The 11,987-nt window shown below is 63.2% G+C and carries 14 protein-coding genes; 6 read left to right on the top strand and 8 right to left on the bottom strand.

Annotated elements, in window-relative coordinates:
* Positions 1 to 202 precede the first annotated feature (202 nt).
* Positions 203 to 688 (top strand): hypothetical protein, encoded by a 486-nt coding sequence (locus G452_RS17705; RefSeq protein WP_022660654.1) that lies wholly within the window; start codon positions 203 to 205, stop codon positions 686 to 688.
* A 187-nt stretch (positions 689 to 875) separates the two neighbouring features.
* Here the strand turns inward: G452_RS17705 and G452_RS0102360 are convergent, their stop codons facing one another.
* The 4 genes from G452_RS0102360 to G452_RS0102345 all read right to left on the bottom strand — a co-directional run bounded on the left by G452_RS0102360 (position 876) and on the right by G452_RS0102345 (position 4,586).
* Positions 876 to 1,133, bottom strand: coding sequence for a HypC/HybG/HupF family hydrogenase formation chaperone (locus tag G452_RS0102360; protein ID WP_022660653.1), 258 nt, complete (start codon positions 1,131 to 1,133; stop codon positions 876 to 878).
* On the bottom strand, positions 1,111 to 1,644 hold the full coding sequence (locus G452_RS0102355) for a HyaD/HybD family hydrogenase maturation endopeptidase (RefSeq protein ID WP_022660652.1): 534 nt from the start codon (positions 1,642 to 1,644) through the stop codon (positions 1,111 to 1,113). The genes G452_RS0102360 and G452_RS0102355 overlap by 23 nt, the downstream gene beginning before the upstream one ends.
* Before the next feature lie 228 nt (positions 1,645 to 1,872).
* On the bottom strand, positions 1,873 to 3,579 hold the full coding sequence (locus tag G452_RS0102350; protein WP_022660651.1) for a nickel-dependent hydrogenase large subunit: 1,707 nt from the start codon (positions 3,577 to 3,579) through the stop codon (positions 1,873 to 1,875).
* A 62-nt stretch (positions 3,580 to 3,641) separates the two neighbouring features.
* Positions 3,642 to 4,586 (bottom strand): hydrogenase small subunit, encoded by a 945-nt coding sequence (locus G452_RS0102345; RefSeq protein WP_022660650.1) that lies wholly within the window; start codon positions 4,584 to 4,586, stop codon positions 3,642 to 3,644.
* A 675-nt stretch (positions 4,587 to 5,261) separates the two neighbouring features.
* Here G452_RS0102345 and G452_RS0102335 point away from each other — a divergent pair.
* A complete protein-coding gene (locus G452_RS0102335; protein ID WP_022660649.1) occupies positions 5,262 to 6,581 on the top strand; it encodes an HD domain-containing phosphohydrolase in 1,320 nt (439 codons plus the stop codon).
* A gap of 15 nt (positions 6,582 to 6,596) precedes the next feature.
* Here the strand turns inward: G452_RS0102335 and G452_RS0102330 are convergent, their stop codons facing one another.
* From G452_RS0102330 to G452_RS0102315, 4 genes are read right to left on the bottom strand one after another with little or no spacing between them, the layout of a single operon-like run.
* Positions 6,597 to 7,349, bottom strand: a complete 753-nt coding sequence (locus G452_RS0102330; RefSeq protein WP_022660648.1) for a UPF0280 family protein — start codon at positions 7,347 to 7,349, stop codon at positions 6,597 to 6,599.
* A gap of 5 nt (positions 7,350 to 7,354) precedes the next feature.
* Positions 7,355 to 7,951 (bottom strand): NAD(P)H-dependent oxidoreductase, encoded by a 597-nt coding sequence (locus tag G452_RS0102325; RefSeq protein ID WP_022660647.1) that lies wholly within the window; start codon positions 7,949 to 7,951, stop codon positions 7,355 to 7,357.
* Positions 7,952 to 7,963: 12 nt separating this feature from the next.
* The gene (locus tag G452_RS0102320) at positions 7,964 to 8,701 is read right to left on the bottom strand and encodes a class I SAM-dependent methyltransferase (RefSeq protein WP_022660646.1); all 738 of its coding nucleotides are present in this window, start codon (positions 8,699 to 8,701) and stop codon (positions 7,964 to 7,966) included.
* 1 nt (position 8,702) lies between these two features.
* Positions 8,703 to 9,356: a lactate utilization protein gene (locus tag G452_RS0102315; RefSeq protein WP_022660645.1), complete on the bottom strand. Its 654-nt coding sequence runs from the start codon at positions 9,354 to 9,356 to the stop codon at positions 8,703 to 8,705.
* A 235-nt stretch (positions 9,357 to 9,591) separates the two neighbouring features.
* Here G452_RS0102315 and rpmH point away from each other — a divergent pair, with 235 nt between their 5' ends.
* The 4 genes from rpmH to yidC are packed head-to-tail and all read left to right on the top strand — an operon-like array spanning position 9,592 to position 11,980.
* On the top strand, positions 9,592 to 9,726 hold the full coding sequence (gene rpmH / locus G452_RS20995) for a 50S ribosomal protein L34 (RefSeq protein WP_081650435.1): 135 nt from the start codon (positions 9,592 to 9,594) through the stop codon (positions 9,724 to 9,726).
* A complete protein-coding gene (gene rnpA / locus G452_RS20990; protein ID WP_081650434.1) occupies positions 9,714 to 10,106 on the top strand; it encodes a ribonuclease P protein component in 393 nt (130 codons plus the stop codon). The genes rpmH and rnpA overlap by 13 nt, the downstream gene beginning before the upstream one ends.
* Positions 10,106 to 10,348 carry a membrane protein insertion efficiency factor YidD gene (gene yidD, locus G452_RS20985; RefSeq protein WP_081650433.1) on the top strand — a complete coding sequence of 81 codons (243 nt, stop codon included), beginning with the start codon at positions 10,106 to 10,108 and terminating at the stop codon, positions 10,346 to 10,348. The genes rnpA and yidD overlap by 1 nt, the downstream gene beginning before the upstream one ends.
* A gap of 3 nt (positions 10,349 to 10,351) precedes the next feature.
* Positions 10,352 to 11,980, top strand: coding sequence for a membrane protein insertase YidC (gene yidC, locus G452_RS0102305; protein ID WP_022660643.1), 1,629 nt, complete (start codon positions 10,352 to 10,354; stop codon positions 11,978 to 11,980).
* The last annotated feature ends 7 nt before the right edge of the window (positions 11,981 to 11,987 follow it).

The raw sequence follows: 11,987 nt of genomic DNA, 5'->3' as shown, positions 1-11,987 counted from the left end.
CCCTTTTTTTGTCTCGGTCCCTGCGCGAATTTCCGGCGCACCGAATCATGCTCCAGCCTATCACGCGGACAGCATCCGGTTCAACCGTCTGTGGCCTTTGCGTCCGTTCCGCGCATTTCGACGGATTTCGGGCCATGACAAGCGCCGCACAATCCGATATGCACGAATTGCCGACGCCGACCGCAACCAGGGACGCCGGAACATGAAGCGAATATCCAACCTGACGATGAACTTCCTTTTTGCCGCGCCGTGGCCGCTGCTTCTGGCCGCATGTTCCTGCGCGACCGCGCTTCTGCTCGGCGACGCCGCCCTCGGACGACACGCGCAAGGAAATCACCTCGCCGCGACATTCTTCGCCTTTCCGACCCTGGGCTGGCTGGCTCTCGGCTTCATCGCCCTGCTCGACGCCATCGCCCGGCATCTCGACTATCGCCGCATCCGCAGAATGCTGGAACGCTACGGGTTCCATGAGCGCGTCTTCCGCGTGGTGGCGTCGTCGCGCTGCCAGCGGGACGCGGCGCTGCTCGCCGCCCGCCGGACCGGACACCTGCCCCAGGCGCGGAGGTTCTTCCGCCAGCTGGGATACCGCTGGTACCATCTGCTGCCGGACAAGGTCGCGGACAACCCGTTTCATTTTTTCAATCCCGACTTTTTGCGCCAAGCCTTTCTGCCCAGCCGCAACCGCTGACGGCCGACCAACCGGAAAGACCGGCACAATCCCCAACGAAACCGCAACACGATTCCGGACGCTTTCCCGCCTGAATCAAATCTGCGGCCTCCCCCCAACCGGCCTTCACACCTGCACCTCCCTGCAAGGGGAAAACAAAAAAGCCGCCCCCGAAGGAGCGGCCTTGAAAATGCGACGCCTGGAGCGATCAATACTGATCGAGATTCAATCCGGCTTCCTTGGCGGCTTCGACAAGCTCGCGCAGGATTTGGAGCGATTCTTCCGCTTCCTTGGGATCGAGCTTGCGAATGGCGAATCCGGCATGGATGATCACGTAGTCGCCGAGGGTCACGTCTTCGTCCATGACCAGCAGCGACGCCTTGACCGTGGCGCTGCCCTCGCCCACCCGGCAGGTGGCGACTCCGTTCTCGATTTCAACGACTTCAGCAGGAACTGCGAGGCACATAGACAATCTCCTCGGAAGCGTGTTCACGCGGCTTGTACGTTCCGCCTATGGCGGTGATTTCGGCCAGCACATGCTCGACCATCTGCGGGATGTTCGCTGCGGCCGCAGCGGAAAGATCGGTGGCCATGGTGTGGTAGTCTTCGGGCTCCATGCCGATGATCACGGCTTCGGGCCGGTTTCCAGCCAGCTCGCAGTAGATCAGCGTGTCCACCAGGTCGGTGTCGTGCATGGAATTCTTGAAGGCCAGGCTCTGTCGCAGATCATCCCCGGTGAGGCGGTAGATGCTGCCCGGAGGGCCGTCGCCCAGGACCGCGTCGCAGACGATCAGGTAATCGCTTTCCATGATCGGTCCCATCAGCCGGGTGCCGAGGGTGCCGCCGTCCATGACCGTGACGTTGTCGGAGAACTCGTATTCGCTCAGGAGCTGTTCGGCCAGGCGCACGCCGATGCCTTCGTCCGTGTAGAGGACATTGCCCACGCCGAGCACGAGGATGCGTTTTTGATTAGCCATGCGGCCTTATACGCCAAAAGCAATGTGCGGACAAGCGCTTCGGCCCTGCGGAGGACGATCCGAAACGACTTTCAAGCCCCGAGCAAGGGCTGCGCAGCCCTGCGGGAGCGCCTCGCGGACAGCGCAGAGGAAAAGGCGAGGAAAAGGCGAGGAAAAGTGGAGGAAAACCGCCAAAAGAAAGGGGGGCCAAAGGCCCCCCGATCATTTCCGTTCGAATCGCGGACAGGCTTACAGGATCCGGAACTTCCGGGTCTGGCCGGTCTTGGAATCGATGACGTGCACGCCGCAGGCGATGCAGGGGTCATAGGAGTGGACGGTACGCAGGATTTCGACCGGACGCATCGGGTCGAAGATCGGGGTACCCATGAGAGCTTCCTCGACCGGGCCCATGACGCCGCTGTCGTCGCGCGGGCCAAGGTTCCAGGTGGAGGGGACGACCAGCTGGAAGTTGCTGATCTTGCCCTTCTTGATGTCGATCCAGTGGGACAGGGTTCCGCGCGGAGCGTTGACAAAGCCGACGCCCTGAGCCTCGTCCGGCATTTCCCACTCGGTGTAGATTTCCTTGTCGCCGGAAGCGATGTTGGCCTTGAACTCATCCAGCCAGACCTGGGTCTGGTTGGCGATGACCAGGGTCTCGATGCCGCGGGCGGCAGTACGGCCCAGGGTGGAGAACAGGGCCTCGGGACCGACGTTGAGGTACTTCAGCACGTAGTTGACGGCGTCGACCACGGGCTTGTGGCCGCGCGCGAAGGCGACCAGCACCTGGGCCAGGGGACCGACCTCGGTGGACTTGCCGTCGAGGCGCGGGGCCTTCATCCAGGAGTAGTGCTCCTTGTCGCCCAGCTTGGTGTACTTGGGCTTGGTCTCGCCGGCGTACGGGTGCTTCGGAGAGCCGTACTCGTACCAGGAGTACTTGACGTGCTCTTCGATCTGGGTGGGATCGAAGTCGTAGACCTTGCTGATGTCGTTGTTCAGGATCGTGCCCTGGGGCAGGAAGCGGGAGTTGAGGTCGTACTCGTCCTCGGGGAACTCGCCGCAGGCGTTGAAGTTGGTGGTCTTGCCGATGCCGGCCCAGTCCTTGTAGAAGGAGGCCACGGCCAGCAGGTCGGGGATGTAGAAGTTACGCACGAACGCGGAGGTCTCGGCGTAGAGGTCGGTGAACTCTTTCAGGCGAGCTTCGGTCATGGCCTCGTAGCAGGTCACGCCGCCGACCACGGTGAACTGGGTGTGCGGGTTCTTGGCGCCGAACACGGCCATCAGGCGGGCAGCCTTGACCTGGAGCTTGAGGGCGTCCAGGTAGTGCTTGGTAGCCATCAGGTCGGCCTCGGCGGGCAGGTAGTAGGCGTCGTGGCCGCCTTCACGCAGGAAGTAGGCGTTGGTGAACGGGCCCAGCTGGCCGGACTCGATGAGCGCCTTGACGGTGTCCTTGACGGCCGCGAAGTCGGCGGCGCTTTCCTTGCGGTTCTCGTTCAGGCTGTTCGACAGGGAGGCAGCCTTCTTCGGGTCGGCATTGAGGACGTTGGCGACGTTGACCCAGTCCAGGGCGTGCAGGTGATAGAAATGCACGATGTGGTCATGCATGAACTGCGCGGCCAGAACCAGGTTGCGGATCAGGGTGGCGTTCTTGGGGATCTTCACGCCGACGGCGTTGTCCACGCAACGGGTGGAGGCCAGGGCGTGGGTGTAGGTGCAGACACCGCAGGAACGCTGGGTGAAGTGCTGAGCATCGCGGGGATCGCGACCCTTCAGGATGATCTCAAGACCGCGGAAGAGCTGCGAGCTGGAGCGCACGTCGGCGACGACGCCGTTCTCGACTTCCACTTCGATACGCAGGTGACCCTCGATACGAGTAACCGGGTCAACCACGACCGGCCCGTTGTACGAGCTTTTGGGCGTAGCCTTGACCGGGGCGGCAACAGGCTTCTTACCAGACATATTTTATCCTCCTTGGGTGCAGAAAAGCTTCGGTTTACAACAACAAGCCCTGCGGATGACCGCTAGGCCTCCTCATAGAAGGGAGCCATGGCGTCCCAGAAGTTGGGCTCGGAGCAGCCGATGCAGGGGTGACCGGCTTCAACAGGCCAGTTGGTCTGGTTGAACTTCACGGTCGGGCAGTTGTTGTAGGTGTAGGGGCCCTTGCATCCGACATGCAGCAGGCAGTAACCCTTGCGAGCGCCCTCGTCGCCGAAGCTTTCGGCGAACTTGTCCTCGTCGTAGAACTTCTGGCGGGGGCACTTGTCGTGCACGCTGTCGCCGAAGAACATGACCGGGCGGCCTTCGCCGTCCAGTTCGGGGATGCCGTTCTGCAGGAAGTGAACGACGGTGCCGAGCAGGTTGTAGGGGTTCGGCGGGCAGCCGGAGATGTTGATGACCGGCTTGTCGGTGATTTCACGGACGCCCACGGCCTTGGTCGGGTTCGGGGCGGCAGCCTGGACGCCGCCGTAGGTGGCGCAGGTTCCGTACGCGATGACCGCGGCGGCTTTGTTGACGTACTCGGTGTTGTAGTCGAGCATGGTGCGGCCGGCGACCTTGCCGTAGATGCCGTCCTCGGCAGTGGGGATGGCGCCTTCCACGACACAGACGTAGCCGTGCTCGGAGTGGGTGGCCTCGTGCAGAGCCTTCTCGGCCATTTCACCGGCGGCAGCCATGATGGTTTCATGGTAATCCAGGGAGATGACGCCCAGGATCAGCTCGGCGAAGGGGGGGTTCATGCCCCGGAGAATGGACTCGGAACAGCCGGTGCACTCAGCATTGTGCAACCAGACCACGGAAGGACGGCGCTTGGAAGTAAGAGCTTCGGCAACCTTCGGCGCGAAGGCGGGGCCCATGCCCATGACCGCGGCGACCGTGCCACAGAGCTTCATGAAATCACGGCGCGACACGCCGGCCTTCGCCAGCCTTTCCTCGACTTTGTCTCCACCATGACTGACGGAAAACTTCATAGAACACCTCCAAATTGAATGGATCGCATGACGTTGAACGTCCTTATCCTAGTTTTTGCGGCAACCACGGGCCGCCGCGAAAACATCAACCCCCCAGCCTCTCAAAATAACACCAACACAGGTTACGTGTTATTGTCTGCATATCTAAGAAAGAATTTGTGCTATCCGTTTGTATTCATTAAATTTGTACGTAACTCCTACCCCCTCTTCAAGACAAATGCAAGAGGGCTTTGAAAAAAAACCAGCGGGATAGCACGATATTACCTCATTCTTCACACGGAGAGCTGAAGCCGCGCGCACCCTATGCGAAAATAATCACATGAAAGCGATTCTCATCGAATCGGACTTTTCGGCGGACATCTCCGCGCCGGCTCCGATGCTTCTCGGCTCGCCGCGCATCCCCTTCAACAGAGAGGAATCTTCCCCCGTCGCACGGGCGATTGTCTGGATTCGTCCGCGCGGGTCGCACGATTTCCAAATCTCGCTTCTTCCGCGCGGATCCGCGCAGTCCGATTTTTCCGGACTCGCCGCTGCGAAAAGACAAGTCCGGTCGGGATATTCCGCTATCCGAAGCCTGAAGGAGTCCCGGCGAACCCCTGATAATCATGATGATAATCATGGCGACCGCGCTCCGCAGCATGGCATACGCCAAGCAAACCACAAGCGGAGAAGGCCGTGAAGAAATACGCCCACATTTTCCAGCAAATCCCCCTCCCCACCGTTCTCCTGGATTCCGGCGGCAAGGTCTGCGACGTGAACCAATGCGGCAGGATGCTTTTTCCGGACAAGGAAAGCGGAAGACTCGTTCTCGAACAGATGGCCATTGAAATCGAACAGTTCCGCAGCGTACCCGAAGGGCACCAGGTCATCGAGAAGCGCATCGACCTCGCGGACGGTTCCCCCCGCATCTTCCGGGTGCGCATGGGCAGGCTCGGAAACGACGACGGCGCCGACGGCATCGTGGTGACCTTCACGGACATCACGGAGCGGCGAAGACACATCGAGGAGATCAGCAGGCTCGCCTCCATCGTGGATTCGTCCGAGGACGCCATCATCGGCGTCTCGCTCAACGGCTCCGTGCTCTCCTGGAATGCGGGCGCGGCAAAGATATACGGATACCGCACGGAGGAAATCATAGGTCGCCCGGTGACCACGATCATCCCGGAAAGCGTGCGCGACGAGCTTTGCGCCATCCTGCGCGAGTGCGCCATCGGCCGCGGTCTTTCGCGGCACGAATCGGTCCATCGCAACGCGCTCGGCAACCTCTTTCCTGTTTCGGCGACGTTTTCTCCGGTGCGCCATTTCGACGAGATCATGGGCGTTTCCATCGTGGCGCGGGACATATCCAGCCGCCGCAAGACCGAGGAGCAGCTCCGGGCCAGCCATGAAAAGCTGACCAGCCTGCTCAACGAGACGGTCAAATCCCTTTCCACGGCGCATGAAAAACGCGACCTGTACACCTCCGGCCACCAGCAGCGCGTCTCCTGCATCAGCGTGCGCATCGCTGACGCTCTGGGCCTGCCCTACGATCTCGTGGACGCCATCCGGGTCGCCGCCCTGCTCCACGACATCGGCAAGGTCTGCATTCCCATGGCCCTGCTGGCCAAACCCGCCAGGCTGACCGTGGAGGAAATGGCCATGCTCAAGCGCCACCCCGAAGCCGGGCATGAAATCGTCAAGAACATCCCCTTTCCCCACGCCGTCGGGGACATGATCCTGCAACACCACGAGCGCATGGACGGCAGCGGATATCCGCTCGGACTGCCCGGCGAGAAGATCTCGCGGGGCGCACGCATCCTGGCCGTGGCCGACGTGGTGGAGGCCATGTCGTCGCACAGGCCCTACCGGCCCGCCCTGGGGGTGGACATCGCGGCCGAACACATCCGGGACGGAGCGGGGATTCTCTATGACAAGGAAGTCTGCGCGGCAGCCCTGGAACTGCTCGGAAACGGAAGCCTCGAGGCGATTCTCGCCGGGAACGGCCACAGCCGCTGAGCCGGGAAGACCGGGCTAGAGCGTGATCAGCTCGATTTCGCCCCAGGCCGCCACCTGGCCCCCGCCCTGCGCGAATATCCCGCGCAGGCCGTGAGCGGTCCAGGTCCGCGCCGAGGCCAGGACGCGATCCAGATCCTTGGCCGTGCGCAGCATGTTGCAGAGCGCGGTGGCTGCGGCGTCGGCAAGGGCTCCCGTGTCCGCGAGCACCGTGACCAGCTCGCCCCGCCCCAGGCTCAGGGAATGGCCGATGCTGGCCGACGAGGAGCAGACGGAAACGGGAAACGCCCCTGCGGGGATGCGCAGGCCGAGATGCGCGCCCGATCCGGGGTCGGGCAGCAGCGCCACGGTGCGCTCCCTGGTCGAGTGCATGAAGATGTCGCCGCCGTTCTCCACGAGCACGTCCGCGCTCAGCGGCAGCAGCGCCCCGGCCACGAACTCGGCCACGGCCCCGGCAACGGCGGCCATGGGCCCCACTTCGCACACGCGGCCCGCCTCGGCCATGGCGCGCACCACGTCCGAAGCGTTCGCCGAAACCGCCACGGGCTCAAGGCTCTCCGCGAATTCCGGATGCAGGATCATGTAGGCCTTCAGTTCGCCCCGCACGGCGTGCAAGGCGTGCAGCGCGGCCGAGGTCAGGTCGCTGCGGGCCACGATCCAGAGATCGGACTGTTCCACCGCGGCCTGAAAAGCCAGCTCGCCCGAGCGGGCGCGAAAGCTGCGGCGATAGTCCCGGTCTGCCGAGAGGTGCGGAGCGCGCTGCCTGCCCACGCGCGTCACCGTTCGGCGAAGATGCGCTGCACGGTTTCGCGCACCTCCTCGATCCAGCGCCTGCGCTGTTCGAGGCTGCTCTCCACGACCACGGAAAACGTCCTGCGGTGGACCTGTTCCACACCGCAGAGTCCGAAGATGCAATCCTTCCAGATGCGCTCCAGCGGATCGCCGAAGGCGGTCATCTCGCGCTCGGCGAACGTGTTGGAGGTATTGAAGACCACGGCGGCGCGGGCCTTGAGCAAGCCGCGCGGCACCCCCTCCCCTTTGTCCCCCTCGGCGAATTCGTAGGCCCGCCCGGGACGGAAGACGCGGTCGATCCAGCCCTTGAGCACCGCCGGGGGCATGCCCCACCAGTTCGGATGCACGATCACGATGCCGTCCGCGTTTTCCAGCTCGCGCACATGGGCCTCCACGACCTCGTCCGCCTCGACGCCCTTCGGAATTTCGCGACCGGGCAGCGCCGGGTCGAATTTTTCGGCGCAGAGATCATGGAAGACCACCTCATGCCCCTCCTGACGCAGGCCCTCGCAGGCGGCGTCGGCCAGGGCGTGGTTCAGGCTGCCGGCGCGCGGATGTCCGAGGATGACCAGGATGTTCATGACTGTATGCTCCTAAGCGGACGCTTCGGGCTTGCGGGCCAGAAGGATGATCATTCCGGCCTCGTTGACGCGCAGCTCCACCTCGAGCCCGGCGGCCCGGCAGGAAGCCTCGACCTGTCCGGCGGTGAGCCGGGCCTTGCGGTAGGCGCTTTTGCGCAGCTTCCAGCCCACGCCGTCCCGCTCATGCAGCAGGTCCGTCACTTCCACATGCTCGTCGCCGTATTCAAGCGCGCAGGTGAAGATGCGCTCCGCGTCCGAACGCAGGAGCAGGAAGCGGTCGGCTCCGGTCAAGGCACGGGCCTGATCCCGGAACTCCAGGAGCAGGTGCCCGCCGGGTTCCAGCAGTCCGGCGCACTGGGCCACCACCACCGCGGCCTCGCGGGGCGAGTCCAGGTGCGCGAGGCTGTCGCCCGTGCACACGGCCAGCTCCACGGGTCCGGAGCAGACGCGCGCGGCGTTGCGCATGTCCTCCTGCACGGCCTCGACGCCCAAGCCGTCGCAGCGGCCGCGCAGGGCGGCCAGGAGCGTCGGCTCCCAGTCCACGGCCTGGACCGAATACCCGGCCTGGGCCAGCGGCGCGGAGAAATACCCCGGTCCGCTGCCCAGGTCGATGGCCCGTCCGGAAAGGCGCGGGAGCAGGTCGAGCCGGCCCAGGAGCGCGGCCGCCCGCTCCGCATTGGCCTCGAATCCGCCGAAAACCCAGTCGTAATGCTCGGCCAGAAGCTGCTCGTAATGTTTTCGCACGCTCATCTCAGAACCCCAGCTCCTCATTGACCAGCACGACCTTGATGCGGGCCGCCGGGAAGGACTTTTCCGTGATCGTCCAGAGGTTGCAGATGCGTTCCGGGCTCTTGCAGTCCATGCACCGTCCGGTCTTGACGCAGGGGGTCTTCATGTTCAGGCGCTTGGTGTTCACGGGGGCGGCGAAATTCTTGATGCGCGCCATGCCGCTTTCCAGGTCGGGCACGATCTTGTTGCGCCCGGCCACGACCACCACGTTGCGCGGCCCGAAGGTCAGGGCGGCCACGCGGTTGCCGATCATGTCCAGGTTCACCAGGTAGCCGTCCTCGGTCACGGCGTTGGTACCCATGAGGAAAAGATCGACGAGAAGCGCCTGCCGCCGCAATTCGTATTTCTCATCCCAGGTGAGCTTCTGGCTCCAGGTGTCCAGCACGTTCACCCCTTCCATGTTCAGATAGGCGTCGTGGAGCCCGCAGGCGGCGATGGTGCCGGAGCCGCCGAAGCTCACGCTCGCGGGCCTCAGCGCGGGATGAATGGTTTCGAGCACGAGTTTGCGGGCCTCGTCCGCGTTCTCAACGACGTAGGCCTCGAAATTATTCGCTTCCAATGCCTCGCGGGTGTCGGCGAGGCGCAATTCCCAGTAGGAACGGATCGGGTCGGACATGTTGCCTCCGTTGCGGTTTTCCTGGTTCGGCGGCCTTGCCATGCCGGGCCGCCAAGCCTATGATCGGAATTGTTGGTAGCAGGAAACCGTCGAAAGGTTAACTCTCCGCAGGGGGGAGGCCCGGTTTTTTCCTGCCCGATGCAGCCACGCCGCTCTTGACGGGACCATCACGAGCGGCTATAGCGCTGTGTTCCACGCTGGTGCGAACAACGACAACATTTGTAGGAGATATATCATGAAAAGAACGTATCAACCCCGGAATCTCAAGCGGAAAAGAACCCACGGATTTCTCGTCCGTTCCCGCACCAAGAACGGCCGCGCCGTGCTTCGCCGCCGCCGCGCCAAAGGTCGCAAGAGATTAAGCGTCTAGGCTGGCCGCGGGAGCGACGTCTGCTCAAGCGTGCTCAGTTCTGCGCCTGCTACGATCACGGCACCAAGATCTTCAGCAAGCATTTCGTCCTCTTCGTCCTCCCCAGGGAGGACAGCGGCTCCGGAATCCGCATAGGGCTGACCGTGGGCAGGAAGGTGGGCAACGCTGTAGCGCGCAACCGCGTGAAACGGGTTTTGCGCGAGTATTTCAGGCTGCACCAAAATCAGCTCGACTGTCCAGCGGACATCGTGGTGGTGCCCAAGCGCACCCTGGACCCCGAGCAGCTTGACCTCGCCATGGCCTCCGTTGATCTCTCCCCAGCCCTGCGCCGTTTGCCCAAGGTGGCGCCGCAGGTCCAAGCCCTTGCCGAGAGGTCGTAATGCGCTCTGTCGCATTGGCGTTGATCTGGATGTATCAACGACTCATATCGCCCCTCTTTCCGGGCTGTTGCAGGTTCCGCCCCACGTGCTCCGAATACGCGCGTGAGGCGGTAATCCTGCATGGCGTTTTCAAGGGCTCCTATTTGGCGCTCCTTCGTCTCTTGCGTTGCCATCCCCTCTGTGACGGCGGTTTCGACCCCGTGCCCCCGCCCGCATCGGGCCAAACCACCAAAGCGAGTTGATTCATGGAGACCAAACGCATAATTCTGGCCTTGGTTCTGTCTTTCGCCGTATTCTTCGGCTGGCAGCTCCTCTTCCCACAACCGACCCCCCAACCCGCTCCGCAGGCCATCGAACAGGGCGCTCCGCAGGCCGGGCAGCAGGCAGGAAACGCCGCGACTCCCGCCCCCTCCCTGGCCTCGGCCAAGGACGTGGCCCCCATCGAAGCCACGCAGGGCCGCCTCGTCACCGTCCAGACCCCTCTCTACACCGCCGAGTTCGACACCCAGGGCGGACTGCTTGAATCCCTGACCCTGAACAAATACTTCCAGACCGTGCCCATCAAGGGTCAGCCCCAGCCGGACAAGATCAACATGATCAGCGGCGGAGCCTCCCTGGGCCTGCTCGTGAACGGCCAGCGCACCTGGGAAAACGCCCAGTGGGACACCGAGGTGCAGGATCTGACCCTGACCGAAGGCAGCAACACCCTGATCTTTCACGGGCGCGTCGAAGGCTACGACATCGAGCGCATCCTGACCTTCGAGGCGGACAACTACCTGATCAAGGAAGAAGTCCGCGTCGTCAGCACCAGCGCTGCGGATTCCGACCTCAAGATCACCCGCCAGGCCGCCACCGACGCCCTGACCGCCATGTCCTCCAACTACAACCAGGCCAACATTTCCTGGATGGTCAACAACGGACTGGACAAGGAAAGCGACCAGAAGGATCTGCGCAACGACGGCCTGCCCCCCGTGACCGCCCCGGCCTGGGGAGCCATCGACGACAACTACTTCGTCCTGGCCATGCAGCCCGCCGAACAGACCGTCCTCGAAGGCGGCATGACCGGCGACACCTTCTTCATCAACCTGAGCGCGTCCCTCGGCTCCATCCGCCCCGGCGAGAGCAAGAGCGTGCGCACCTCCTATTTCATCGGCCCCAAGGAACGCGACCTGCTGGCCGCGGCCTCCCCGGAGCTGGCCAAGACCGTGGACTTCGGCTGGTTCGACGTCATCGCCAAACCGTTGCTGATCTTCCTCGTCTGGCTGCACCAGTACGTGAACAACTGGGGCGTGGCCGTGATCATCCTCACGGTGATCATCAAGCTGATCTTCTGGCCCCTGTCCCAGCGCAGCTACAAGTCCATGGAGCAGATGAAGAAGATTCAGCCCATGGCCGCCAAGCTGCGCGAAAAGTACAAGGACGACAAGCAGCGCCTGAACCAGGAGACCATGCAGCTCTACAAGACCTACAAGGTCAACCCGGCCGGCGGCTGCCTGCCCATGGTCGTGCAGATTCCGGTCTTCTTCGGCCTCTACAAGGCCCTTCTCGGAGCCATCGAACTGCGCCACGCCGGATTCATCGACACGCTGCCCTTCACCAACATGGTCTGGCTGGCCGACCTCTCGGCCAAGGACCCGTTCTACATCACGCCGCTGATCATGGGGGCGACCATGTTCCTCCAGCAGCTGATGACGCCCACGGCGGGCGACCCCACCCAGAAGAAACTCATGTACATCATGCCCGTGGTGTTCACCTTCCTGTTCCTGAACTTCCCCGCGGGTCTTGTGGTGTACTGGCTGTGCAACAACGTGCTCTCCATCGCACAGCAGTGGTGGATCGCCCACGGCAGCAAGCGTAAGAAGGCTGCCGCCTAGTACGTCA

This window comes from Paucidesulfovibrio longus DSM 6739 (assembly GCF_000420485.1).
In the GTDB taxonomy this organism is placed as follows: domain Bacteria; phylum Desulfobacterota; class Desulfovibrionia; order Desulfovibrionales; family Desulfovibrionaceae; genus Paucidesulfovibrio; species Paucidesulfovibrio longus.
The sequence above is the reverse complement of the archived record's forward strand: the minus strand, read 5'-3'. Positions and strand labels throughout refer to the sequence as shown.